This is a genomic window from Nocardia sp. NPDC050793 (assembly GCF_040654065.1).
Classification (GTDB): domain Bacteria; phylum Actinomycetota; class Actinomycetes; order Mycobacteriales; family Mycobacteriaceae; genus Nocardia.
In genome coordinates this window covers 144,164-167,546 of sequence record NZ_JBFAHG010000008.1, presented here as the reverse complement: position 1 = coordinate 167,546, position 23,383 = coordinate 144,164, and the positions used below count along the sequence as shown (strand labels likewise).

At 67.6% G+C, this 23,383-nt stretch carries 24 protein-coding genes; 17 read left to right on the top strand and 7 right to left on the bottom strand.

Annotated features, from left to right (window positions below; genetic code table 11):
* The first annotated feature begins 3 nt into the window (after nucleotides 1-3).
* The 5 genes from AB0H50_RS25895 to katG all read left to right on the top strand — a co-directional run bounded on the left by AB0H50_RS25895 (nucleotide 4) and on the right by katG (nucleotide 4,475).
* The gene (locus AB0H50_RS25895) at nucleotides 4-180 is read left to right on the top strand and encodes a CopG family transcriptional regulator (RefSeq protein WP_357457266.1); all 177 of its coding nucleotides are present in this window, start codon (nucleotides 4-6) and stop codon (nucleotides 178-180) included.
* Nucleotides 177-518, top strand: coding sequence for a VOC family protein (locus AB0H50_RS25890; RefSeq protein ID WP_357457264.1), 342 nt, complete (start codon nucleotides 177-179; stop codon nucleotides 516-518). Before AB0H50_RS25895 ends, AB0H50_RS25890 begins: the two co-directional genes overlap by 4 nt.
* 5 nt (nucleotides 519-523) lie before the next feature.
* Nucleotides 524-1,378 (top strand): class I SAM-dependent methyltransferase, encoded by an 855-nt coding sequence (locus AB0H50_RS25885; RefSeq protein ID WP_357457262.1) that lies wholly within the window; start codon nucleotides 524-526, stop codon nucleotides 1,376-1,378.
* A gap of 429 nt (nucleotides 1,379-1,807) precedes the next feature.
* Nucleotides 1,808-2,212 carry a Fur family transcriptional regulator gene (locus AB0H50_RS25880; RefSeq protein WP_357457672.1) on the top strand — a complete coding sequence of 135 codons (405 nt, stop codon included), beginning with the start codon at nucleotides 1,808-1,810 and terminating at the stop codon, nucleotides 2,210-2,212.
* Between the two features lie 34 nt (nucleotides 2,213-2,246).
* Nucleotides 2,247-4,475 carry a catalase/peroxidase HPI gene (gene katG / locus AB0H50_RS25875; protein WP_357457260.1) on the top strand — a complete coding sequence of 743 codons (2,229 nt, stop codon included), beginning with the start codon at nucleotides 2,247-2,249 and terminating at the stop codon, nucleotides 4,473-4,475.
* Between the two features lie 116 nt (nucleotides 4,476-4,591).
* On the opposite strand, the gene AB0H50_RS25870 is transcribed toward katG, so the two are convergent.
* Nucleotides 4,592-5,449: an SDR family NAD(P)-dependent oxidoreductase gene (locus AB0H50_RS25870; RefSeq protein ID WP_357457258.1), complete on the bottom strand. Its 858-nt coding sequence runs from the start codon at nucleotides 5,447-5,449 to the stop codon at nucleotides 4,592-4,594.
* Between the two features lie 541 nt (nucleotides 5,450-5,990).
* Between AB0H50_RS25870 and AB0H50_RS25865 the strand changes: the two genes are divergently transcribed.
* From AB0H50_RS25865 to AB0H50_RS25840, 6 genes are all read left to right on the top strand, one after another.
* Complete coding sequence (locus AB0H50_RS25865; RefSeq protein WP_357457256.1) at nucleotides 5,991-6,902, top strand: thermonuclease family protein; 912 nt, start codon at nucleotides 5,991-5,993, stop codon at nucleotides 6,900-6,902.
* 295 nt (nucleotides 6,903-7,197) lie between these two features.
* Nucleotides 7,198-8,451 carry a PASTA domain-containing protein gene (locus AB0H50_RS25860; protein WP_357457254.1) on the top strand — a complete coding sequence of 418 codons (1,254 nt, stop codon included), beginning with the start codon at nucleotides 7,198-7,200 and terminating at the stop codon, nucleotides 8,449-8,451.
* 91 nt (nucleotides 8,452-8,542) lie between these two features.
* A complete protein-coding gene (locus AB0H50_RS25855; protein WP_357457252.1) occupies nucleotides 8,543-8,794 on the top strand; it encodes a hypothetical protein in 252 nt (83 codons plus the stop codon).
* A 51-nt stretch (nucleotides 8,795-8,845) separates the two neighbouring features.
* Nucleotides 8,846-9,124, top strand: coding sequence for a hypothetical protein (locus tag AB0H50_RS25850; RefSeq protein ID WP_357457250.1), 279 nt, complete (start codon nucleotides 8,846-8,848; stop codon nucleotides 9,122-9,124).
* A 60-nt stretch (nucleotides 9,125-9,184) separates the two neighbouring features.
* Nucleotides 9,185-9,364: a fumarylacetoacetate hydrolase family protein gene (locus tag AB0H50_RS25845; RefSeq protein ID WP_357457248.1), complete on the top strand. Its 180-nt coding sequence runs from the start codon at nucleotides 9,185-9,187 to the stop codon at nucleotides 9,362-9,364.
* 10 nt (nucleotides 9,365-9,374) lie between these two features.
* The gene (locus AB0H50_RS25840; RefSeq protein WP_357457246.1) at nucleotides 9,375-10,112 is read left to right on the top strand and encodes an MBL fold metallo-hydrolase; all 738 of its coding nucleotides are present in this window, start codon (nucleotides 9,375-9,377) and stop codon (nucleotides 10,110-10,112) included.
* Nucleotides 10,113-10,295: 183 nt separating this feature from the next.
* Here the strand turns inward: AB0H50_RS25840 and AB0H50_RS25835 are convergent, their stop codons facing one another.
* Nucleotides 10,296-10,913, bottom strand: a complete 618-nt coding sequence (locus tag AB0H50_RS25835) for a response regulator transcription factor (protein WP_357457244.1) — start codon at nucleotides 10,911-10,913, stop codon at nucleotides 10,296-10,298.
* Nucleotides 10,910-12,106: a sensor histidine kinase gene (locus AB0H50_RS25830; protein ID WP_357457243.1), complete on the bottom strand. Its 1,197-nt coding sequence runs from the start codon at nucleotides 12,104-12,106 to the stop codon at nucleotides 10,910-10,912. The genes AB0H50_RS25835 and AB0H50_RS25830 overlap by 4 nt, the downstream gene beginning before the upstream one ends.
* Before the next feature lie 130 nt (nucleotides 12,107-12,236).
* Here AB0H50_RS25830 and AB0H50_RS25825 point away from each other — a divergent pair, with 130 nt between their 5' ends.
* Both AB0H50_RS25825 and AB0H50_RS25820 read left to right on the top strand, forming a co-directional pair.
* Nucleotides 12,237-13,283: an ABC transporter permease gene (locus tag AB0H50_RS25825; RefSeq protein WP_357457241.1), complete on the top strand. Its 1,047-nt coding sequence runs from the start codon at nucleotides 12,237-12,239 to the stop codon at nucleotides 13,281-13,283.
* A 14-nt stretch (nucleotides 13,284-13,297) separates the two neighbouring features.
* The gene (locus AB0H50_RS25820; RefSeq protein ID WP_357457239.1) at nucleotides 13,298-14,020 is read left to right on the top strand and encodes an ABC transporter ATP-binding protein; all 723 of its coding nucleotides are present in this window, start codon (nucleotides 13,298-13,300) and stop codon (nucleotides 14,018-14,020) included.
* Between the two features lie 107 nt (nucleotides 14,021-14,127).
* Here AB0H50_RS25820 and AB0H50_RS25815 read toward each other — a convergent pair whose 3' ends face one another.
* Nucleotides 14,128-15,651, bottom strand: coding sequence for an NAD(P)/FAD-dependent oxidoreductase (locus AB0H50_RS25815; protein WP_357457237.1), 1,524 nt, complete (start codon nucleotides 15,649-15,651; stop codon nucleotides 14,128-14,130).
* A 499-nt stretch (nucleotides 15,652-16,150) separates the two neighbouring features.
* Between AB0H50_RS25815 and AB0H50_RS25810 the strand changes: the two genes are divergently transcribed.
* Nucleotides 16,151-16,732, top strand: a complete 582-nt coding sequence (locus AB0H50_RS25810; RefSeq protein ID WP_357457235.1) for a helix-turn-helix domain-containing protein — start codon at nucleotides 16,151-16,153, stop codon at nucleotides 16,730-16,732.
* Between the two features lie 10 nt (nucleotides 16,733-16,742).
* Nucleotides 16,743-17,477 carry a TVP38/TMEM64 family protein gene (locus tag AB0H50_RS25805; protein ID WP_357457670.1) on the top strand — a complete coding sequence of 245 codons (735 nt, stop codon included), beginning with the start codon at nucleotides 16,743-16,745 and terminating at the stop codon, nucleotides 17,475-17,477.
* A gap of 117 nt (nucleotides 17,478-17,594) precedes the next feature.
* Here the strand turns inward: AB0H50_RS25805 and AB0H50_RS25800 are convergent, their stop codons facing one another.
* Nucleotides 17,595-18,161 carry a hypothetical protein gene (locus AB0H50_RS25800; protein ID WP_357457233.1) on the bottom strand — a complete coding sequence of 189 codons (567 nt, stop codon included), beginning with the start codon at nucleotides 18,159-18,161 and terminating at the stop codon, nucleotides 17,595-17,597.
* A 469-nt stretch (nucleotides 18,162-18,630) separates the two neighbouring features.
* On the opposite strand from AB0H50_RS25800, the gene AB0H50_RS25795 reads away from it, so the two are divergent.
* The gene (locus AB0H50_RS25795) at nucleotides 18,631-20,016 is read left to right on the top strand and encodes an FAD-dependent oxidoreductase (RefSeq protein WP_357457231.1); all 1,386 of its coding nucleotides are present in this window, start codon (nucleotides 18,631-18,633) and stop codon (nucleotides 20,014-20,016) included.
* A gap of 99 nt (nucleotides 20,017-20,115) precedes the next feature.
* Here AB0H50_RS25795 and AB0H50_RS25790 read toward each other — a convergent pair whose 3' ends face one another.
* Both AB0H50_RS25790 and AB0H50_RS25785 read right to left on the bottom strand, forming a co-directional pair.
* Complete coding sequence (locus AB0H50_RS25790) at nucleotides 20,116-20,640, bottom strand: L,D-transpeptidase (protein ID WP_357457229.1); 525 nt, start codon at nucleotides 20,638-20,640, stop codon at nucleotides 20,116-20,118.
* A gap of 433 nt (nucleotides 20,641-21,073) precedes the next feature.
* Nucleotides 21,074-22,096, bottom strand: coding sequence for an AraC family transcriptional regulator (locus AB0H50_RS25785; protein ID WP_357457227.1), 1,023 nt, complete (start codon nucleotides 22,094-22,096; stop codon nucleotides 21,074-21,076).
* Nucleotides 22,097-22,377: 281 nt separating this feature from the next.
* On the opposite strand from AB0H50_RS25785, the gene AB0H50_RS25780 reads away from it, so the two are divergent.
* Complete coding sequence (locus AB0H50_RS25780) at nucleotides 22,378-23,352, top strand: quinone oxidoreductase (protein ID WP_357457225.1); 975 nt, start codon at nucleotides 22,378-22,380, stop codon at nucleotides 23,350-23,352.
* Nucleotides 23,353-23,383: the final 31 nt, after the last annotated feature.

The following is a 23,383-nucleotide window of genomic DNA, read 5'->3' as shown; positions in this document are numbered from 1 at the left end:
CTCGTGGGCGACGAGGATGTGAAGCAGTTCAACGTCTATCTGCCGATCGGGCTGATCAAGCGGGTCAAGTTGCAGGCGATCGAGTCGGGAATGTCGTTGTCGGCGCTTGTTGCCGCCGCGCTGCGCGCATACCTCGACGACACCCATTCGCAATCACCGTCAGGAGAGGATCAGCAATGAGGACCGAGGGCATCGATGCCGTGTTCCTGGAGACCCACAATTGGGGCAAGCAGGCCAGGTTCCTGCAGGAGCTGGGATTCGAGGTCGAGTTCGAGACCGGCCACAATTCGGGTCAGTTTCGCAACGGTGACGGTCCCTCCGTCTTCGTGGCCGAGGTCCCGCCGACCCAGGATCCGCGGACACTGCTGGTCCTGAAGGTCGCCGACACCCAGCACCGCCCCGGCGGCGATGTCGAGATCGTCACCGAATTCGAGCAGACCCACTACGGGACCCAGGAGATGACGGTCCGCGATCCCGACGGGCGGCAGTGGAATCTGCAGGCGCCGGGCAAGGAGTGAGCGCGATGCCGAACGAGCTGACGATCGCCCCGGACAACACCGCGATCCGAGTCGCGCTGTGGCGGGCCCTGCATGTGCAAATCGACGCCGCCCCTTATGTTTTCGAAGACGAGATCGGGCTGCGGATCGCGCAGCCCGATGCGGGCTGGCAGCACCGCCCCGACATGGATCCGCAGACCACGAGCCCGATGCGGGCGGGCATGGTGTCCCGCGCTCGCTTCGTCGAGGATCTCCTCGCCGAACAGATCGATCGCGGCGTCGATCAGTACGTTCTGCTCGGCGCCGGGCTGGACACCTTCGCCCAGCGCAGGCCAGAGCTGCTCCCGCGGTTGACGGTGTTCGAGGTCGATCAGCCCGGCCCGCAGGCATGGAAGCGGCAACGCCTCACCGAGCTCGGGTTCGCTCTCCCGGACCAGTTGCGGCTGGTGCCAGTCGATTTCGAGGTGGACTCGTGGTGGGAGCGTCTGATCGCCGCCGGGTTCGACCCGAGCAAGCCCGCGGTCGTGGCTTCCACCGGCGTCTCCATGTATCTCACCAGGGAGGCGAATATCGCCACCCTGCGCCAGATTTCGACGCTCGCGCCGGGCTCCGCACTGGCCACGACGTTCATGCTGCCGTTGGAACTCGTCGGCTCCGGCGAACAGCAGATGCGCCGGTTCGCCGAACAAGGCGCTCGTGCATCGGGCACTCCATTCCTCAGCTTCTTCCGCCCCGACGAGATCGTCTCGCTCGCCGAGGAAGCGGGTTTCGCTGCTGCCCAGCACATTTCGTCCGAAGAGCTGACGCGCCGCTACTTCGCCGACCGCACCGACGGTCTGCGGCCCGCGGAATCGGAGCAGATCCTGGTCGCAACCTGCTGATGTTCCAGAGCTCCGCGCGATCCCGTGGGGAGCGTGTCCGGACAGGGCCGCTTCGCCGCTGAGCGCTGCCGCCGTCGAGGACAACGCCCCCGACTGCGGCAGCGCCGAGCGTCGGCCGGTGCGCGCTCGCTGCTATCGAAATAGGCGGCAGCAACGGTCCGCGATCACCCGGCGGGGGCGTCACCGCAGATCCGTCGCTGCACTCGGCCGAGCGGGCCCCGCGAATCCATCTCGCCAACCCCATCCGCCGTGGAACGACAATGCCAGGGCTCGAATCGCGAGGAGACGCAGCGGAGGGGCCGCTTCTCGACGGAGCAGCGCCGCGACGTGCGGATATCGGCGGAGGAAGCGCCAAGCGGGAAATGCTTGACTCGTTCAAGAAACCGGACGAGACTTCCGTGCGTGCCCACGGCCACGGAATTCCAGCAAATGCTGCGGGAAGTTTCGCTGCGCGTGACCGCTCCGCGTGTCGCGGTGCTGAGCGCGGTGCACGATCGTCCGCACGCCGACACGGATTCGATCATCCGAGCCGTGCGATCCCGCCTGTCGGCGGTGTCCCACCAGGCGGTGTACGACTCGTTGCGCGTGCTCACCGCGGCAGGCCTGATCCGTTGTATTCAGCCGTCCGGCTCGGTGGCCCGTTACGAGTCGCGAGTCGGCGACAATCACCACCACGTCGTATGCCGGGCCTGCGGGTTGATCGCCGACGTCGATTGCTCGGTCGGCGAGTCCCCGTGTCTGACCGCGTCCGACGACCGCGGCTTCTCGATCGACGAAGCCGAGGTCATCTATTGGGGCATGTGCCCCGACTGTGCGGCATCACCACGTCGCTGATCGCAGCCCGCACCACACATCAGGAAGGAATGTCGTGACATCCGATAGCCGTCCACCCACTCCTGACGCCGAAACTCGCAGCGCGAGCGAGAGCGAGAACCCGGCGATCACATCCCCCACTCCCACCGGCCATCGCCCCCGCACCAACGAAGACTGGTGGCCGGAGCAGATCGATGTCTCGGTGCTGCACGCCCACTCGTCCAAAGCCAACCCGCTCGGCGAGGATTTCGACTACGCCACGGAGTTCGAGAAACTCGACGTCGAAGCCCTGAAGGCCGACGTCGCGGCAGTCATGACCGATTCGCAGGACTGGTGGCCCGCCGATTACGGCAACTACGGTGGCCTGTTCATCAGGATGAGCTGGCACGCGGCGGGCACTTACCGGATCGCCGACGGACGCGGCGGCGGCGGTCAGGGCGCGCAGCGCTTCGCGCCGCTGAACAGCTGGCCGGACAACGCCAGCCTGGACAAGGCGCGCAGGCTGCTGTGGCCGGTCAAGCAGAAGTACGGCACCAAGATCTCGTGGGCCGACCTGCTGGTGTTCGCGGGCAACGTGGCCCTCGATTCGATGGGATTCAAGACCTTCGGCTTCGGCTTCGGCCGACCCGATATCTGGGAGCCGGAGGAGATCTACTGGGGCCCGGAGGACACCTGGCTCGGCGACGAGCGCTACAGCGGTGACCGTGACCTGGCATCACCGTTCGGCGCCGTCCAGATGGGCCTGATCTACGTCAATCCGGAAGGGCCCAACGGCAAGCCCGACCCGGTGGCCGCCGCGCGCGACATCCGAGAGACGTTCCGTCGCATGGCAATGAACGACGAGGAAACCGCAGCGCTGATCGTCGGCGGCCATACTTTCGGCAAGACCCACGGCGCAGGCGACCCCGACCTCGTCGGCGCGGAACCCGAAGCCGCCCCGATCGAGCAGCAGGGCCTCGGCTGGAAGAGCGCCTACGGCACCGGCAAAGGCAAAGACGCCATCACCAGCGGCCTGGAGGTCGTCTGGACAGCCGCCCCGACCCAATGGGACAACGGCTTCCTGAAGAACCTCTACGGCTACGAATGGGAGCTCACCAAGAGCCCGGCCGGGGCGTGGCAGTACAAGGCGAAGGACGGCGCGGGCGCGGGAACGATCCCGGATCCGTTCGGCGGACCCGCGCGGACCCCCACCATGCTGACCACGGACCTGTCGCTGCGGGAAGACCCGGTCTACCGGGAGATCACCCGCCGCTGGCTGGATCACCCCGAGGAACTCGCCGAGGCGTTCGCCAAGGCATGGTACAAGCTGCTGCACCGCGACATGGGACCGATCAGCCGCTATCTCGGGCCGTGGGTTGCCGAACCGCAGCTGTGGCAGGACCCGGTGCCCGCCGTCGACCACGAGCTGATCGACGAGCAGGACATCGCGGCGCTGAAGGGCAAGGTGCTCGAGTCCGGCCTGTCGGTCTCCCAGCTGGTCAAGACCGCCTGGGCGTCGGCGGCGAGCTTCCGCAGCACCGACAAGCGCGGCGGAGCCAACGGCGCCAGGATCCGTTTGGAGCCGCAGAAGAACTGGGAGGTCAACGAGCCGGCCGAGCTGGCGAAGGTGCTTCCGGTGCTCGAGCAGATCCAGCGCGACTTCAACGGCTCGGCCTCCGGCGGCAAGAAGGTCTCGCTCGCCGACCTGATCATCCTCGCCGGGTCCGCGGCGGTCGAGAAGGCGGCCAAGGACGGGGGCCACGACGTCACGGTGCCGTTCGCGCCCGGACGAACGGATGCCGCGCAGGAAAGCACCGATGTGGAGTCGTTCGCGGTGCTCGAACCGCGGGCCGACGGGTTCCGCAACTACGTGCGCAAGGGCGAGAAGGTCCCGCTCGAGCGCCTGCTGCTCGAACGCGCGTACATGCTCGACGTGACGGCTCCGGAGCTGACGGTGCTGATCGGCGGCCTCCGCGCCCTCGGCGCCAATTTCGGCGGCACCTCGCACGGTGTGTTCACCGACCGGCCGGGCACTCTGACGAACGATTTCTTCGTCAACCTGCTCGACCAGAGCACGGAGTGGAAGGCGTCCGAGTCGGCGGAGAACGTCTACGAAGGTTTCGACCGGCGTACCGGCCAGGCCACATGGACGGCCACCGCCAACGATCTCGTCTTCGGATCGCACTCGGTGCTGCGCGCGGTTGCCGAGGTGTACGCGCAGCAGGACGGTGAGGCGAGGTTCGTGAACGACTTCGTGGACGCATGGGTCAAGGTGGTCGGCAACGATCGCTTCGACCTCGCCTGATCGATATCGATGAACCCCAGGCCGACCGATCGGGGTCGGCCTGGGGTTTTACTTTGTCGCCCAAGCGAATACGCGGGGCCGCAATCTGCTCGAGAGTGGTCCCGCGTGACCTCCGGCTAGCCGGACGCCTCCATGTCGGCGACGATCCTCGCGACTCGATCGCGGACCGGTGCCGTCCAGGAGGGGTGTGTCGTCACATAGAGGCGATCGGCCTCGACCGCCGACAGGATGATCTCCGCGGCACGAGCGGCGGGCATCGCCTCGTCCGCCATCTGGGCGACAACGCCCAGTCCGGGTGCGAGACGGTCCCACTGCTCGGGGGTGAGCGTGCCCAGCCACCCTTGCCTGGCCTGCGCCGGGGCGCCGAGCAGGGTTCCGATGCCGTCGGTGACACCGCGCAACATCTGGGTGTCGACCGGACCCGGGCACACCACCGTGGCACCGATCTCGGGCGCGAGTACGTCCAGTTCACCGCGCAGCGCCTCGGTCAGTGCGACGACCGCGTGTTTGCTCGCGGTGTAGGGGGCGTTGAACGGACCGGTGGTGACTCCGGCCAGTGACGAGGTATTGACGACGTGGCCGCGTCCCGCCGCGATCAGGTGCGGGACGAAGGCGCGCATCCCGTTGACGACGCCCTGCACATTGACCGCCCAGAGCCGGTGCCAGTCTTCGGGTTCCACGAGCCAGATCGGTGCGCCCACGGCCATCCCGGCATTGTTGAACACCAGATCGACCCTCCCGAAGCGCTCCAGCGTGGTGTCGGCCAGCCGCTGAACCTGGTGCGGGTCGGCGACATCCGTCGGCACGGCGACGGTGTCGGACCCCAGTTCGTCGGCGGCTCTCGCGACGGCGTCGCCATCGATATCGGCGAGCACCACCCGTATGTCGCGGTCGCACAGTGCCTGCGCCACGGCTCGCCCGATTCCATTGGCGGCGCCCGTCACCACGGCGACCTGACCTGCTTCCAGTTTCATGTGCTGCCTTTCGGTTCGACGATCACGAGATTTCCGACTTCACCGAACATCTTGTGCGGCTCTGCTCCGACAAGCCAGCGATTACTCGAAAGCCGGTGAACGGTGTCTCCACCGTGCGGAATGCTCGTCCAAGCCGCTGACCGATGTCGGCGCGGCCGTCGGTTCGGGACGTGACCAACGCGTGCTGTCGAGAAATCGAGTATCGGCTACTCGTGTGCGCCTCGGGGTCCGAGCGCATAGTGCACGTGACGCAAGAATCGTGCGGGTCCTCTGCCCGTCGGTTGGCGTCCCGCCAGTTGGCGACTCCGTCGCGAGACCACGTGGCGAGTGTTCAGGCCAGTGCGAATGCGAGGCGAGGCATGAGCTTGATGTCGAAACGCTTCTCCGGCGATCCTGTCCTGGAGAAGTGCTTGGCCGGTTCCCACCGAATGAGGGAGCCCGAGGAAAACCCTTCCGTTATGCGAGTGCAGGAAGCACTACGCACGAGCCCGTTCCCGGAACCCGGCGACTTTCATCAGATCTGAACTCGAAAGGAGCCGAAATGCTCGAGGCAGTGCAAATCTTCTGGTCATCCGGCGGTGTCGGCATGCCGTCACTCGATTCGAAGGCGTTGGTGGACATCCACGACGGCGACACACCGAGCATCCGGATGCCCGTGCGGATGCTGTCGATCGACACACCGGAAGTCACCGCCGGTTCACCACAAGGCGCGGTGGCGGTGGACGAGAAGTTCGCTCAACTCGCGGAGTGGATCCAGCAACGGCCGGCCGACGTACCCATCTCACGGCGATTCGCCGACTTCCTCCTACCGAGACTCTCCACCGGCAAGGCGGGAACCATACAGTTCTCCCAGGGCACGCGGGCGGCCGATTTCGCGAAAGCCAATGCCGCCCAACGATTGACACGACCGGACGGCAGTCGACGAAACCTGTTCGTGCACACCGCGGACGCACCGTTCGACGGCAACGGACGACTGCTCGCCTACCTTGCCCCGGCCTACTCGAAGCCGGAGCTGGCGACACTGACTCGCGAGCAGCGCTCGACTTTCAACCTCGACATGGTGCGCTCGGGCTGGGCCGCGACGTTCATCATCTACCCGTCTATCCCCGGCGAGCTCGACCTTCCCCTGTTCCTCAGCGCCGCCGACGAGGCGGTCACCGCCAGACGCGGAATCTGGGACGAGCCGACAACCATGCCCGCCTACGAATACCGTTGTGTGGAAAGGCTGTACGCGGTCGCCAAATCGATCGTCGTCGACAAGAAGCCGGTACCCGATCCTTTCGCTTGGCGCGAACGATACTGCGCCGACATGCGGACGCGAGTGCTGGTCGGCCCCGAGGACTACTTCGACATCGACCCGACCTACCGGCTCTTCATCTGGCCGACCGACGTCCGCGCGGCCGTCAGCAGCCTCAACCTGACCCCATCCCCCAGGCTGGTCGGTGTCCGCTGAACGCGCGCCGAGTGCCCGCGTGACGAACGGGCGCGTCGAAGAGAATCGAGTAGTCGCATACTCGCAACAGCCCGCATGGTGAGCGGAACAATCAGCGGACAAGGCACTCCTCGCCCACTGCCGGTCGGGCGAGGAGTGATCACCCCGAAGTTCATGCCCGTTATATCTCGATCCGAGGCGGTGAGCGGCAGTGGCGCTCCGACAAGAAACGGTCCGCTTCCGTGAAGGCTACGACATAGGCATCGGTGCCGCGATGTCCACAGGTAGTCCTATGGCTCGAGGCGCGCAGGGAGCGGTGACTCCACCGGAGGTCGGCTCGGGTGGTGCGGGGAATTTCACGTTCCGACGGATCGACACCACCAGCGATCTGGAGACAGAGCTGGGCATCGACGCCGAATTGTCGGCCGGAGTCGGACCGTTCAGCGTGGACGCCTCCTTCAACTTCGCCAAACGGTGTCGAATCCAATCCAGCTCGCTGAGCGTCCTGGTCTCGGCCGAAGAGCGGTTCGCCTTCAGGCAAATGGATTCACCGGAGCTGTCGCCCGCGGCTGCCGACTTGGTCCGACAGGGCAACACGGATCTGTTCGCGGATAGGTTCGGCGAGTACTTCGTCCGCGGCATCAGGACGGGCGGCCGTTTCTTCGGAGTCGTTCGAATCGACACGAAGAGCACCGAATCCAAGCTGGCTGTCGACGCCGCATTGAGCGGCAGTTACGGCACCCTGTCCGCAGAGGTCCGCGTCAAGGTCACCGAGACACTCAGGACCGCCCAGGCCAGGGTCGAGGTATTCCTGATGTTCGAGGGCGGGAGGGTAGCGACCAGACCTACCAGCAACGATCCGATCGAGCTGTTGTCACAGCTGTACAAGGCCATGGACGAGTGGACGGCCACCGTGCAGGGAGCTCCGCAGCCATATGCCGCGACGCTCGCGCCGTACGTCATCGCACTCGGCCCACTGCCGCCGAACGTGGCCGAGATCGAACATCAGCGTGACGTCTTGAAACGGTGCGCGAAGCTCCGGTCCCAGACGATCGACAAACTCAATCTGGTCGACTACATACTCGATCCCAGGCACACGAGTGAATTCGACATAGTGCCACCTCCCGAAGGGCCCGATCTCTCCGCGTTGCAGGCGACTCTCGCGAACGATCTCGACGTCATCGGTGACGCGGCGTCGTTTTCCATCGATAATGTCGATCAGGCATGCGATCCCGAGACGTTCATGCGAACGATCAAAGGCGTCGCCGACTTCCGCCTCACCGCACTGCCCACGAATATGCCGAAGCATTCGCGCGGCCCGAAGGTGCAGATACCGCCGTGGAACACCCTGCAAGGCGCGCTGGAAGGGGAATCGGCCTTCTTCCCGCCGGACATGGTGGAACGGTTCATGCCGAGCGCGAGTTCACTGGGGTTACGGCTCAACGTCGTCCAGGTCGGACCGTTGAGCCCCGACGACAGAGGGGGTTTGGTGGTGCGAACGATTCCCCCTGCCGAGTCCATGGTTCCGGTCGGCTCGGTGGTCACCATCGAGGTCAGTTCACCCGCGTAGCGGGCCGCGGCCCCGCATCACCACGTTCCGGGTTCCATATTCCGATCGCTGACGTCCATCGACGAACGCGGCACTACGAAGGAGCAGGTTCATGCACTCGAGTCTCGTTCTCATCGAAGGGAACAACGTCACGGAGGGCGACCTCCATGTTTCTCTCGGCAACGCAAGGCATTTCATCGTCGGTAAGGCGCTGGACTACGGCCACATCGTCCATATCCTGGCGGCGCCGCTGGACGACACACCCGCCGCCGCGGCCGCCGTCCTCGATGCCGCGCTACGCGAATTCTCGGCGGCGCCGAACGTCACGGGGGTGCTGACATTGGCGACAAGACTCAGCCAATAGCCTCCCGCACCTGGAGGGGCGAGCACGGTGGCTCGCCGCCCTTCGCCGTCCATGTGCACGAATCCGGTCACCACGGCCCGCGACCGCCCCGCACCCTCGAGTCGACAGCGCGTGCGCCGGTGGTGCCGTGAAGCCGCGCCGCGCGTAATTCCGGGATGTCGCAGCACGATCGACATCCTGGTCGAGCACCTGAAAGCTCGCGGGACGAATGCCCTGTACACCAGCTACCGCCGCGGCCGTGGCAGCCCGGAAGGCTTCTACCGATCACCCGGCTTCGCACCCACCGGCGACCTGATCGACGACGAAATAGAGGCCGTGCTGCGCTGGTGAACCTCATGCAGAGGTCTCGCCAGGCCTCATGGCGCGGATCACACGGGTGGCGAGCTGGCGATGGCCGAGGCGATCGCGCACGCCTCCAGAAGCGAGCAGCTCTTCCCCGGTGAACTCCTGTCCAGCGGTACGCTGCCCGGGGGCAGCGGGATGGAACTGGGCCGCTGGCCGGCGCCCGGCGACGAACTGCGCCTGGAAATCGACGGCATCGGCGTCATCGAACACCGCATCGAGCAGTGAGGACTCATCCGTGAAGATCGACCAGGTTTCCGACTCCGTCTACGTGGTGGCCGGAACGAACGTCAATTGGGCACTGGTCAGCGACGGCTCCGGCGTCACCGTCGTCGACGCCGGATACCCCTCCGACACCGGCGACGTTCTCGACTCGGTACGCCAGATCGGCCACGAGCTCACCGACATCGCCGCCGTCCTGCTGACGCACGCCCATCTCGATCACATCGGCGCCATCCCCACCCTCGTCGAACGCGTCGGCATGCCCGTCTACACCGGCGCCGAGGAAGTCCGGCACGCCAAACGCGAATACCTGCAACAAATCACGGCCGCTCACATGCTCGGACTCCTCCGCACCCCCCACGGCCGTCGATGGGTGGCCCAGACCCTCTGGGCGATCAAGGGCCACCTCGGCGACAGCGTCCCGACCGCCACCGCCGTGGACGACGCCACCCTTGCGTCGCTGCCCGGCGGCTTCGTCGCGCTACCGACCCCCGGCCACACCGACGGCCACACCGCCTACCTGATGCCGTCCGAAGCGGTCCTGTTCACCGGCGACGCCCTGGTCACCGGACACCCCCTCCTCCGGCACACCGGACCGCAACTGCTGCCGAAGGTGTTCAATCACGACGAAGCCCGCACCCTCGGCAGCGCTCACCTCCTCGCCACCCAGCCCGCCCGAACCGTCGTCCCGGGACACGGGCTGCCCACCCAGCACGACCCGGCAACCCCGATGGACATCCTCCAGCAGCCGTGAATCCTCCCAGCCGGACGAATCGCATCACGGAAGACCGCACGGCTGCCGTCGCGGATCGCGGCGAGGCGTCGGCGCCCGCGAGGTGGGCGGGACGCAAACCTGAGGATCGACCGACCTGACAGCGACCGCGGACGCGGACGCCGCGCCGATCACCCGGAGTCGCTCCGCGGCCGCGTCCTCGTCTCAGATCGCGCCCTGCTCGCGGGCACGCGCCACCGCCGAAGTGCGGGAGCGGACGCCGAGCTTGGCGTAGATGTGCACGAGATGGGATTTCACGGTGGTTTCGCTCAGGAACAGTTCCTTGGCGATCTCCCGGTTGGATCGTCCGTCGGCGACGAGCCCGATCACCTCGATCTCGCGCGGGCTCAACGTGGTGTCGGCACGCCGGACCCGCGTCATGAGTTTGGACGCGACCGCGGGCGAGAGCACGCTCTCCCCCGCCGCCGCGGAACGCACCGCGGAGAGCAACTCGGTCGGCGGGGTGTCTTTGAGGATGTATCCGCAGGCGCCCGCCTCGATCGCGCCCAGGATGTGGGCGTCGGTGTCGTAGTTGGTCACCACCAGGACGTTCGCCGGGTGCGGCAGCGCGCGGATTTCCGCGGTGGCGTCCACGCCGGAGCGCCCGCCGCCGAAACTCAGGTCCATCAGGACGAGATCGACGGGCGTCGTCGCGCAGAAGGCCACGGCCGCTTCGGCGGTCGCCGCCTCTCCCACGACGTCGATGTCGTCGGCGCCTGCGAGCAGCGCGCGCAAACCCGCGCGCACGATGGCGTGATCGTCGGCCAGCAGCAGGCGGATCATCCGCTGGCCGCCGAATCCGCCTCGGCGACAACGGTTCCCGGCACGAGCGGAAACGATACCGAGACGGCGGTGTGCCCCGGCTCCGACTCCACCGCCATGCTGCCGCCATGCTGCTCGACCCTGGCCCGCATCGCGAGCAACCCGAAGCCGCCGGACGCGATGCGCGCCGACGCCTCCTGGTCCATGCCGATTCCATCGTCGACCACGTCCATGAGCACGTCGGTGTCGGCGTAGGTCAGGGTGAGACGCATCCGACCGGCGTTCGCGTGCTGAACCACGTTGGCGACCGCGCCCTGCGCGATGCGCACCAGGGCAGCCTCGATCGGCATGGCCAACCGCTCCGGCTCGCCTTCCACCACCAACTGGGTGCGCAGACCCGGCGTTTCGGCGCGATGACAGATCCGTTCCAGCGCCTCGGCCAGCGACGAGCCCTCCAGCGGAACCGGCGCGAGTTCGGCTATGAGGCCGCGGGTTTCGGCCAGATTCTCGGCCGCCGTCTCCCTGGCGAGCCGAATCTGTGGCAGCGCGGGATGCCGCGGATCGGCCCGTTCGGCCGCGTGCAACAGCAGCTGGATGCTGCTCAACCCTTGGGCGACGGTGTCGTGGATCTCCTGGGCCAAGCGCTCGCGCTCGGCGAGCCTGCCCGCGGCGCGTTCGCGGTCCGCGAGAGTGGCCCTGGCGCTGAGCAATTCGTCGATGAGCCGCTGACGTTCCGCGAATTCCCGGAACAGCGCCTCGTAACCGAGTCCGATGCCGACCGCCACGGCGGCCCCGATGACCGGGCCGACCACCCCGGCGACCGACCACCCGCCGTGCACGCCGAAACCGACGACCGCGACCGTGGTCGCCACCGTCACCGCCAGCAGGCTCCACGGGCGCGGCAGCAGGTGCAGGTAGAGGAAGAACAGGCCGAAGGCCAGGTATCCGGCGTCGGGTGCGAGGACGACCAGGCCGAGCCACAGCAAGGTCAGCGCCCCGAGCCACACCGGCAGTGCGCCACGGCGACGGTCACCGAACAACGCGCCCGCGAAATAGACGAGCAGAAACGCCGCCGTCAGCACGACCACCGGCGCCGCGTGCGGCGCGCCAGGCAGCAGCGCGCGCACTACGACCACGGTGGCGAGCACCGTCATCAACAGGTGCAAACCCAGCCGCAGTGCGGTGACGACGGGGGTGAGCGGCGACGGATGCACGCTGCCAGCTTATGTGCGGTTACCCGGGCGGCATCCATCGAAAGGTGGAAAACCACCTCCACCGTTCGTCCGCCGCCGGTTCCTTCCCGTGCGCGATGGCGCAACGGCCGCGCGCCGCGAAAGTGGAGGCATGTTCCTCGCACTCCGGGATCTGCGCGTCGCCCGCGGCCGTTTCCTGCTCATCACCCTTGTCGTCGCGCTGGTGGCGCTGCTGGTGAGTTTTCTCAGCGGTCTCACCGCAGGGCTCGCGCACCAGAACATCTCCGCGATTCAGGCCGTCTCCGCCGAGAAGCTGGTGTTCGCCGACGGTGGCGGTGATCCGTCCTTCGACACCTCCGCACTGACCGAGCGGCAGGTCGGCATCTGGCGGGCCGCCGCGCGCACGGTGGACCCGGTCGGCATCGGACGCGCCGAGGCGGTCAAGTCCGGCGGCCCCGCGCGCGTCGCCCTGTTCGGCGCGCGGGAATCCACCGTCGGCAACCGCGCCGCAACCGAGCAGGGATCTGTCGTGCTCAGCGAAGGCGCGGCGCGCGAGCTGGAAGCGGCGGCCGGCGACACCCTGCACCTCGGTGACCGCGACTTCACCGTGGCGGCGGTCCGCGGCGACGATTGGTACAGCCACACGCCGGTGGTCTGGATGACCGTCGAGGACTGGCGCTCGGTCAGCCCGCGCGGTGGCGCGGCCACGGTGCTCGCGGTCTCCGGCGTGGCCGACGCCGCCGACGCGAACGCCGCCGCCCACACCAGCACGACCAGCGTCTCCGGATCGCTGGACGCGCTCGGCTCCTACCGCGCCGAGAACGGTTCGCTGACCCTGATGACCGTGCTGCTCTTCGCCATCTCGGCGCTGGTGATCGGCGCGTTCTTCACCGTCTGGACCATCCAGCGCACGCCCGACATCGCGACGCTCAAGGCGCTCGGCGCGACCTCGGGATCGCTGGTCCGCGACGCGCTCGGCCAGGCCGCCGTCGTGCTGATCACGGGCGTGGCCGCCGGGCTCGGAATCACCCTGGCCGCAGCGTCTTTCGTCGGCGACGCGGTCCCATTCGTGGTGACGCCCGCGACCACGGTGCTGCCCGCGGCCGCGCTCATCCTGCTCGGATTGCTCGGCGCCGCGTTCGCCCTGCGCTTCCTCTTCACCACAGACCCGCTCGCCGCGCTCGGCGCGGCCCGCTGACACCGGAGCACCTGATGACCCTCATTGTCGACGACGTCACCCTCACCTACCCCGATGGCGCGGACCGGCTCACCGCACTCGACCACGTCAGCCTGCGGGTAGACGCAGGCGCCGTCGCCGCGATCACCGGCCCGTCGGGGTCGGGCAAATCCAGCCTGCTGGCCGTCGTCGCGACATTGACCCGGCCCGACTCCGGTCGAGTCCTGCTCGAAAACTCCTCGACCGCAGTCGATCTGGCATCGCTCACCCGACGGGAGGCGGCTGCGGTGCGCCGCGCGTCCATCGGAATCGTGTTCCAGCAGGCCAATCTCGTTCCCGCGCTCACCGCGATGGAACAGCTCGAGATGATGCACCATCTCGGCGGACGAGGTTTCACGACACCGGCCCGCCGACGTGAAACCCGCGCCAAGGCAAGGGAACTCCTGGACGCCGTCGGACTGGCGGAGCATGCGGCGAAGCGCCCCGCGCAGCTGTCCGGCGGCCAACGTCAGCGCGTGAACATCGCCCGCGCGCTGATGAACGATCCTGCGCTGCTCGTCGTCGACGAGCCGACCAGCGCATTGGATTCCGAACGTGGCGCGGCGATCGTCGACCTCATCCTCACCGTCGCCGACGACCATCGCGCCGCCACCCTCCTGGTCACCCACGACCGCACCCACCTGTCTCGCATGGAGGCGGTCTACCGCATGACCGACGGCGCGCTCAGCCGCGACCGCACCGCCGAAATCGCCGCCTGAGCGGACGACCGACAGCACGGCCGCGAGAATGGACGCCGCCGCGCGGTACGCGGACCACGGTGGGATCCGGTCGAATTCGGCGGTTCGACGCAATCCTCGACGTCCGATCAGGACGCTGCCCGAGCAGCGACCGTCGTCGAACATCTGGTCACCACGTGGGCCGAGCGACCATGTCTGGGGTACGGCGCGTCGGCCGAGACCGCGCGGAAACATGCCTCGGGCCGGTGATGTCGCAGCATCCGCTCGTAGGTGCGCGCCGAGGCCGGCCACGGGTTGGTGACGCGTCCGGCGCGATCCTTGTACCAGCTCGGTCCGCTGGTGGGCCACACCGTCTTGGCGATCGCCTGGTCGAGCCACCGCCGGTGTGCGCGCATCGCCTCCTCGTCGACTTCGATCGCCGCGACGCCGAGCCGGTCGCGCAAGCGCAGGCACTCGAGGATGTAGTCGATCTGGCGTTCCTTCATGGCGGGGTTGCTGCCCGCGGGGTTGAACGAATTGGGCCCGGCGATCAGGAAGGCGTTGGGATAGCCGGGGACGGCCAAACCGAAGAACGCGCTCGCGCCGGTGCGCCAGTGCTCCTGCAACACCATCCCGCCGCGCCCCCGCACCTGGACCGGGACGAGGAACTCCGGTGCCCGAAAACCCGTGGCGTAGACGATCACATCGGCTCGATGGCAGGTCCCGTCGGCGGTGGTGACACCGTCGCCGACGATGCGCGTGACCGGCTCGGTGACCAGTTCGACGTTGGGGCGGTTGAGGGTCGAGTAGAAGTGGCTGTCGAAGATGATTCGCTTGCCACCTATGGGATAGCCGGGCGTGAGTTTCGCGCGCAACGCGGGGTCGGGGACTTGGCGGCGCAGGTATCGGCGGGCCAGCCATGCGGCGGGTCGCGCCGACCACCCGCGCCGCATGATCGGCGCCAGCACGGCGTCGGCGCCGTGGTCGAGCGCCTGCCGGTACAGGTGGTGTGCGCCGGGCAGGCTCAGACCCGCTCGGGCCAACGGCCCGAACTCGACAGGCGGCTTCGGCAGCACCCAGTGCGGCGTGCGCTGGAACAGGCGCACCCGCGCGGCGGTGGCCGCGAGGGTGGGAAGGAGCTGGGCGGCGCTGGATCCCGTGCCTATCACCGCGATGTCGCGACCTTGCAAGTCGTGGCGGTGATCCCATTCGGCGGTGTGGAACGACAACCCGGCGAAGTCGTTTCGTCCCTCGATGTCGGGCAGATACGGACGGTGCAACTGGCCAACCGCGAAGACGACCACATCGGCCACCAACGACCGGCCGAGGGCCGTGGTCAGCTCCCACCGGCCTTGATGTTCGACGTAGCGGGCTTCGGTGACGGCCGCGCCAAGCCGCAGGTGCGGCATCAGGTCGCACTCGACGGCGACTCGGTGCAGATACTCGAGGATCTGTCGCTGGCTGGGATAGCGAATGCGCCTGTCGCGATAGGGCGCGAAGGAGAACGAATACAGGTGCGAGGGGACATCGCAGTTACAACCCGGATAGGTGTTGTCCCGCCAGACCCCGCCGACGTCGGCGTTCTTCTCGAGGATCACGAAATCCTCGAACCCCGCCCGCTTCAGAGCCACTCCCATCCCGATACCGCCGAATCCGGCTCCGATGACGGCCACGCGGCAACTCGACATTTCCGTTACCACCTCCCTTTCATTGTCAGTCAACGTTCAGCTACCTGACTATTCGTGTGGCGGAACGGGCCGGATGGGACGAAGTGCGCACCTGTCGAAACAGACCGGTAGGAATGCGAGAAGCGGCGGCTACCAATGAGGTTCGCAATCAACGGAGGTGCTACCAAGCGGACGATTGATCTCGACCGAGTTGGCGCCCCTACCGCCGGATTCCACCGGTGGCACATCTTCGGCTAACTCCTTGGAGGTGCAGGCCTCCTGCCGATTGCCGACTGGCGCCGCCTCGTTCACCGTGCGCCGCGACGCGCCACCACCTTGCGGTAGCCCGCCATCCCTGCGGTTCCCGTCGAAGCACGTCTTCATACACCGCGGACGTCGACTCGGCGAGCGCATCAGGCGCGACGCAAAACGGAGGGCGCACCCCATTTACCCGCCGGTACGATACGGGGCGCCCACTCCACTTAGCAAGAAGGCGGTCGAACGGATGGGAGAGAACCCCAGCTCACCGGGCCGCATGCGGGCCGACGCGCGACGCAACCGCGACAGACTGGTGACCGCGGCGAGCGCCGTGATCGCGGAAGCCGGAGCCGACGCGTCCCTGGAGCAGATCGCCCGCCGCGCCGGTGTCGGATCGGCCACCTTGCACCGGCACTTCCCGAGCCGCGAGATGCTGCTGGAAGCGGTGCTGCGGGAACGCGTCGAGGTCCTGTGCGCTCGGGCCGAGGATCTGCTGACCGCGCCGAACGCCAGTGCGGCCCTGCTGATGTGGCTACGCGACGTCGTGGCTCACGCGGCGACCGCGCGGGGGCTCGGACCGGCACTGACGGGGTACAGATCCGATCCGGAGTTCTCGCCCCACGCCAAGATCAGGGAAGCGGCACGGCGACTCGTCGATCGCGCCAGGCACGAGGGCTCGATCGCCTCCGGCGTCGCGGTCGACGATGTTCTGCAACTCGCCAACGGCATATCCCTGGCGACCGAATCCCTTCCCGATCCGGCACAACGCGCCGAGATCCTGATCGACCTCGCCGCCAACGGACTCCTGCGCCGCGCCGATGACAACTGACAGGCTCACCATGACCGACGACAACGACTTCTCCCCCATCGGCCGACGACGGCACATCGTGCGGCTCGCGCTGTCCATCGCGTTCCTGCTCGCGATGTTCTATCTCGTCGCGATCGCGCGAGTGATCGACGTCGAAGGCGTGCGCGACATAGTCGCGGCGACGGGGCCTGCGGCGCCGTTGGCCTACATGGTGGTGTCGGCCGGACTGGGCGCCGTCTTCGTGCCCGGCACTCTTCTGGCAGCCGGGAGCGGGTTGCTCTTCGGGCCGCTCGTCGGAACGTTCGTGACACTGGGCTCGGCGGTCGGAACAGCGATCGTCACCAGCTTCCTCGGGCGGCGGGCGGGCCGCGCGAGTACGCGCGAGTTGCTCGGCGCCGAACGCGCCGCACGGATCGACGCACAGATCGAGGTGCGCGGCTTGTGGGCCGTCGTCGGTCAGCGCTTCGTCCCTGGCATCTCGGATGCGCTGGCGTCGTATGTGTTCGGCGCCTTCGGAGTTCCGTTGTGGCAGATGGTCGTCGGATCGCTCATCGGATCGGCGCCGCGGGCGTTCGTCTACACCGCGCTCGGCGCGTCGATCGGCGATCTGTCCGCGCCCCTGGTCTATTCCGCCATCGCGGTCTGGTGCGTCACCGCGATCATCGGAGCCTTCGCCGCGCATCGCGGATATCGCAGCTGGCGCGTCCGCGGTACACGGGCGGAGCGCGAAGCCGTGCCGGATGACGCCACGGAGCCGGTCGGCTGAAACGGTGGCGATCGGAAATAGGTCGGGCGGGATGACATTCGCGCTGTATCCGTGAGGTGACCGGCGTGCCCCAACACCGCGCTCGACCACGCCCGATCCGAATCACGCTGAGGGCGACTACTTCATGAGGCTCAGCAAGCCGAGGTTCGGCTCGAGCGCGCCGTCCTGACCGAGTGCGAGGAAGTCCGCCTCCACATCCGAGCGCGCGAGTTTGCCCGCGCGCACCGCGCGGTAGCGCACGAAAGACCAGAGGAAGACATCGAGGTTGTCGAAACGGGTGCCGCCCTCGAGCACCTCCTCTTCGTGAAACCACACGGCCACTTGACCATTGGTGAGCACGACGTACAGATTGCCGCCGCCGTCCGCGCCGACCGAGTAGACATCGTCGTCGGTGAGCTCGGTCGTGTAGTCCGAATCCAGCAGGCCGCAATCGTTTTCCGCGAAGCCGAAACCGTAGGACCAGTCGAAGATGTCCAAGAACTGCGGCAGCCGCCCCGAGCGCACGCGGCGGTCCAGCGCGGCCAGCGCCGCCGCGTCCGCGGGTGCCAGGCGCGCGAGAAACGATGCCACGGGCCGGGTTTCCTCCGGTACGTGAACGGGACCGGCATCGGGGAACCACCGCGCCAGATCGGCGTCGAGGTCACGGTCGGTGTAGCCGACCAAGTCGGCGAGGGTGATCGTCACGCGGAGGATTCTAGAAACACCTGCCGACAATCATGTCTGGGTGTCGTATCTGCCGCTGCCCCCGCTCGCCCTGCTCCTGTTCACCGGGTCTCTACATGTTCGTACTGCCGTACGCGGCCAAGCGGCGCAGCGTCCGTCGGACGCTCTCCGCTGCAGCCGACGCGTAGTCCGGCGTACGCGGTCACTCGCCCAGGGAATCAGGCCCCGCTACCAGCCGTTCCCATTGCGTGGCGCTGCTTTCGCGCCGATCAACCTGATCGTCTCGAACGCCGCCGGGGCCATCCCGAACCCGCGTGAGGCCGGGAACGTGCCGCGTGGCTGCGATAGAATTGCTGGAGAATTGCTGGAGGAATTCGACGCTCGAGCCTGATCGAAGGCGATGTGCACCCGGTGTGTCGAGGGTGCGGCAAGTAGTGCGCCCGGCCGCACGGCGGCCTCGGCGCCGAACTTCAACACGAGGCGGCGCGCCATGACAGACGTCGACTATTGCGTAGTCGGTGGGGGATTTGCCGGATTGACAGCCGCGCTGCGGCTGAAGCAGGCGGGCCGATCGGTGGCGCTGCTGGAAGCTCGCGACCGGCTCGGCGGACGCACGTTCACCGAGGGGCGCGCGGACGGATCCTGGATCGATCGTGGCGGCGCCTGGATCGGACCGGGGCAGGACCGGATCCGGGCGTTGATGACCGAGTTCGGGATATCGAGCTACCAGCAGTACACCGACGGCGAGGCCCTCATAGTGGTCGACGGCAAGCGGCACCGCTACGAGGGCACGATTCCCTGGACGATGAGCCCATGGGCGGCGTTGAACCTCGGCACGGTAATGCTCGAGCTGGGTCACATGTGCAAGGCGATTCCGCTGGAAAGGCCGTGGGCGGCGAAGCACGCCGACAAGTGGGATCGAATGAGCCTGGCCCATTGGCTGGACAGCAATGTGCTCTCCAAGCCTGCGCGTGAGCTGCTCGAGACCGCGATCGCCGGGCTCTACACCTCCGACGGTTCGGAGGTGTCGTTGCTGTTCGCGCTGTACCAGATGGCGTCGGGCGGCGGGCCCGGCTTCGTCCTTGGCGTCAAGGACGGCGCCCAGGATGCGCGGCCGGTCGGTGGCATGGGCGCCATCTCCGGCGCCATGGCGGCACAGATCAGCGACGCGATACACCTGTCCCAGCCTGTCCGGCAGATCGATCAGGACGCCAGCGGCGTGACCGTCCGCTCCGACGAGATGACGGTGCGCGCACACCGGGTGATCGTGGCGGTTCCCCTGGCGATCGCGAGCCAGATTCGCTACGAGCCGATGCTCCCGGTCGATCGCTCGTTCCTGCATCAGCGGATGCCGAGCGGGTCGATCCTCAAGATCGCCGCCGTGTACGACGAGCCGTTCTGGCGCACCGACGGGCTGACGGGTCAGTCGGCCGCACCGGGCTCACCGGCGACCATCACCATCGACGCCTGCACGGACACCGGACGACCCGGGATCCTGTGCGTCATCACCGAGGGGCCCATCGCGCGACGTATCGGTCGACTGGATCCCGCCGAGCGGAGAAGGGCGATACTCGGCTCACTCGCCGAACGATTCGGCGACAAGGCGAGGTTCCCCGTCGACTACGTCGAGCAGGACTGGAGTGTCGAGCGCTACTCCGGCGGCGGGATGCTCAGCCACGCGCCGACCGGTGTGCTGACGCAGTTCGGTCCCGCCCTGCGCGAACCGTGCGGCCGCGTCCACTGGGCGGGCACCGAGAGTTCCGCCGTCATGTGCGGGTGGGTCGATGGAGCCGTCCGCTCGGGCGAGCGGGCGGCGAGCGAAGTACTGCAACAGGCGACGGTGACCGCGGCCGACGGACGAGCGACCGATCGCTGAAGCCTTCGCGCGACGGGGCGCGTTGCGAGACAAAGCTTTCCATTCACGGTGCGCGCGGACTCACGGTGCGCGCGGACCGGAGGAGCAGGCGGGGCGTCGTTATGGCACGACTTCGATGAGGTCGCCGGGCTGCAGGTAGTCGAAGAACTCGCGCGCACCGTCGGGTGTCATGCGGATACACCCGTGCGACTCCTCTTCGATCGGCCCGATGTGGGTGGCGATGTCGCCGTCGAAGAACACCGCGTACTTCATCCAGACGTGGTGCATGGTGCTCCAGTGGTCCTCGCGCTTGAAGTCGACGTCGAAGACGCCGACCCGAGTCCGAAAGCCTGGCCTGCCGTGCGAAATCGGGGTCGGGCCGTAGGTGACCCTGCCGTTGTCCATCAGCCAGGCCTCATTGGTGGACAGGCGCATGCACCCGCGCGCCTCGGCGGAGCAGGGCGCCACCACCGGTGCGGGCGGAATCAGCGGGGGCGCGATCAGCGGAGGCACGCCGGGGATGTCCGGTCCGCCCGGCCACAGCGGTTCACCCTGCGCCGGAGCCGCGACGGCGAGTCCGATCACCGCCGTGCCGATCAGCAACGCGAGTCTCGCCACCGGACGCTGTAGTCTCTCGCACTTCATGATCAGACCTGCCTTTCCCTCACCTCGTCGTGGGGACGTGCCGACCGCGGGGCGAGGGAAACGCATGGGCGACACGAGAGTCCGAGCTGACCTGGAAGTGTTTTCGATCATTGTGAAGCGGCACTCGACCCCCGCGGGACGATTCGGACACGACCGGTAGGCAACCGAGTCGATCTCGATAGCGCCGCGTGATTGTCATTTTCGGATTGTTGTGATTCGCCCTCCCCGGTCCCGATGCCCCCTGTGTGCCACGGCCGGTTACTGGGCCGAGAGAAGCCGCGAGCCCGCGCCACCACGATCACCCCGGCTTCGCCGATATCAAGCCCACGCGGCCAGGGTCACCATCGACTGGCTCGGCCGGCGACTCGGTTGGTGACACACCCGACCGGATGCCGATCGCGACGTTCGATCCACCCAGGCCGGAGGATCCGAATCAGCGGATCGACGCGGGCGTCGGAACTTCCGCGGCCGCACGCCATTGCGTGGGACTGCATCCGTAGCGTTTCCGGAACCAGCGGGAGAAGTTGCCGGGTGAAGAGAAGGCGAGCAGTTCGGCGATCTCGGTCTGCGTGTGCCTGCGACCGGCGACCATGTGCTTGGCGAGCTCGGCGCGGGTGGCGTCCAGCAGGGAGCTGAAGGTTTCTCCTTCGGCGGCGAGATGACGGTGGATGGTGCGGCGGTCGACACCGAGGCTTCGGGCGATCTGTTCGGCCGAGCAGCGGCCGGTGGGCAGTAGCAGTTCGATGAGTTCGCGGACCCGATCCACCGTGGTCGCACTCTGCGTGCTCGGGGCCGAATCGAACCGCTGCTGGGCGTAGACCCGGAGCTGAGGGTCCGACATCGCGTTCGGCGCGTCGAGATCGGTTGTGTAGGCGAGGATTCCGTGGAAGTCCTGGTCGAAGGTGACATGCGGGCCGAACAGCCGGTGGTGGGTGCCGCTGTCGCGCGGTGCGGCATGGGCGAAGCGGACTTCCAGTGGCTGCCAATCGGTTCCGAGGAACCCGCGCAGGAGTCCGTGCAGCACGCCGATCGCCAGTTCGGTCGATTGCCTGGCTTCACCCGGCCCGCCGAGATCCAGGACCAGACGGATGGTGGCGATCCCGTTGCGCTCGGTGACGCGCGTGTGGATGGCCTCGTTGTACATGTGCTCGTGCCGGGACATGATGCGCAGGGCGCTGCGGGCATCGGGTTCGTCGCGGATGACCAGGCTCAGCGGGCCGAGGTTGGCGAAGCGGCGACGCTCGGCCAGGCGCAGCCCGAAGTCCTCGCACCCCGACGCGCGGGCGGAGCGTTCGAGCAGATCGGCGATGGCGGCGGCCGGAACCCAGCGGTCCTGCATGCTGACGCCTGCCGGATCGAGGCCGGCCTCGCGGATCAGCTCGACCGGGTCGATGCCGAGCGACCGGCCGAGCTCGACGTAACTGTGCAGCGCGGCGTAGCGAGCCAGCGGTTTCACCACGCACCTCCCGTTTGTCCCGAAATGAATATCAACCCGCCCCCTCAGGATAAGCAATTCCGGCCCGCTCGCCCTACTGTGAATTGCATAGCCGACGTGACCAGCGAAAAAGGAGGAGTCGTGACCGGTGAGCGCACCCGGCACGGCCTTCCGCCGTCCTCTCGCCACCGATAGTCACGGCCTGCGCACGCGGGCGTGGATGGCGGAGTCCGGACACCGTTCGTCGGACACAAGACACCCGCCGCACCACTCGCGGTGCGGCATCGAGGAGGAGATCCACTGTGGCACAAGCTGTTCGCTTCTACGAGACCGGCGGTCCCGAGGTGTTGCGCTGGGAGGACGTCGAGGTGGGCGCGCCGGGGCCGGGCGAAGTGCGCATCCGGCACGAAGCGGTCGGGCTGAATTTCGCCGACACCTACTTCCGCACCGGGTTGTACCCGTCGCCGCTGCCCGCGGGTATGGGTGTCGAGGCCGCGGGAGTGATCGAAGCCGTCGGCCCCGGCGTGCGCGATTTCCGGCCCGGCGACCGTGCCACCTACACCGGCAGCCCGTTGGGCGCGTACAGCACCGAGCGGGTGATGCCCGCCGAGCATCTGATCGGGTTGCCGGATGGGATCGGCTTCGACGTGGCCGCGTCGATGACGATGCGGGGCCTGACGACGGCGTATCTGCTGCGCCGCATCCATCCCCTGCGCGCCGGGGACACCGTGCTGCTGCACGCCGCCGCGGGCGGGGTGGGTCTGATCTTCACGCAGTGGGCGAAGTTGTTGGGGCTCACCGTGATCGGGACGGTATCCAGCGAGCGCAAAGCCGAGATCGCCCGCGCGTACGGCTGCGATCACGTGCTGATCCACACCCGCGAGGACGTCCCCGCCAGAGTCCGCGAGATCACCGACGGCGCGGGTGTGCCGGTCGTCTACGACAGCATCGGCAAGACCACCTTCGCGTCGTCGCTGGATTCGCTGTCGCGCCGTGGGCTGCTGGTGTGCTTCGGCACCGCCTCCGGTCCGGTGCCGCCCATCGATGCCATGCAACTGGCGGTCAAGGGGTCGTTGTTCGTCACCCGACCCGCCCTCGCGGATTACATCGCCGACCCCGCCGAGCGCGCCGAACTGGCCGACGAGCTGTTCTCCCACGTCGCGGCGGGCCGGATCCGCATCGAAGTCAACCAACGCTACGAGCTTCCCGACGCCGCGCACGCGCACCGTGACCTGGAGTCCGGCCGCAGCATCGGCTCCTCGGTCTTCACCCTCTGACCCCACCGCACGACTCGACCACAAGGAGGAC

Excerpts from the sequence above, each read along its gene's own strand:
- AB0H50_RS25890 (WP_357457264.1), top strand. The coding sequence starts at position 177 with ATGAGGACCGAGGGCATCGATGCCGTGTTCCTGGAGACCCACAATTGG.
- AB0H50_RS25885 (WP_357457262.1), top strand. The coding sequence starts at position 524 with ATGCCGAACGAGCTGACGATCGCCCCGGACAACACCGCGATCCGAGTC.
- AB0H50_RS25880 (WP_357457672.1), top strand. The coding sequence starts at position 1,808 with ATGCTGCGGGAAGTTTCGCTGCGCGTGACCGCTCCGCGTGTCGCGGTG.
- AB0H50_RS25870 (WP_357457258.1), bottom strand. The coding sequence starts at position 5,449 with ATGAAACTGGAAGCAGGTCAGGTCGCCGTGGTGACGGGCGCCGCCAAT.
- AB0H50_RS25865 (WP_357457256.1), top strand. The coding sequence starts at position 5,991 with ATGCTCGAGGCAGTGCAAATCTTCTGGTCATCCGGCGGTGTCGGCATG.
- AB0H50_RS25855 (WP_357457252.1), top strand. The coding sequence starts at position 8,543 with ATGCACTCGAGTCTCGTTCTCATCGAAGGGAACAACGTCACGGAGGGC.
- AB0H50_RS25850 (WP_357457250.1), top strand. The coding sequence starts at position 8,846 with ATGTGCACGAATCCGGTCACCACGGCCCGCGACCGCCCCGCACCCTCG.
- AB0H50_RS25845 (WP_357457248.1), top strand. The coding sequence starts at position 9,185 with ATGGCCGAGGCGATCGCGCACGCCTCCAGAAGCGAGCAGCTCTTCCCC.
- AB0H50_RS25835 (WP_357457244.1), bottom strand. The coding sequence starts at position 10,913 with ATGATCCGCCTGCTGCTGGCCGACGATCACGCCATCGTGCGCGCGGGT.
- AB0H50_RS25825 (WP_357457241.1), top strand. The coding sequence starts at position 12,237 with ATGTTCCTCGCACTCCGGGATCTGCGCGTCGCCCGCGGCCGTTTCCTG.
- AB0H50_RS25820 (WP_357457239.1), top strand. The coding sequence starts at position 13,298 with ATGACCCTCATTGTCGACGACGTCACCCTCACCTACCCCGATGGCGCG.
- AB0H50_RS25810 (WP_357457235.1), top strand. The coding sequence starts at position 16,151 with ATGGGAGAGAACCCCAGCTCACCGGGCCGCATGCGGGCCGACGCGCGA.
- AB0H50_RS25805 (WP_357457670.1), top strand. The coding sequence starts at position 16,743 with ATGACCGACGACAACGACTTCTCCCCCATCGGCCGACGACGGCACATC.
- AB0H50_RS25795 (WP_357457231.1), top strand. The coding sequence starts at position 18,631 with ATGACAGACGTCGACTATTGCGTAGTCGGTGGGGGATTTGCCGGATTG.
- AB0H50_RS25790 (WP_357457229.1), bottom strand. The coding sequence starts at position 20,640 with ATGAAGTGCGAGAGACTACAGCGTCCGGTGGCGAGACTCGCGTTGCTG.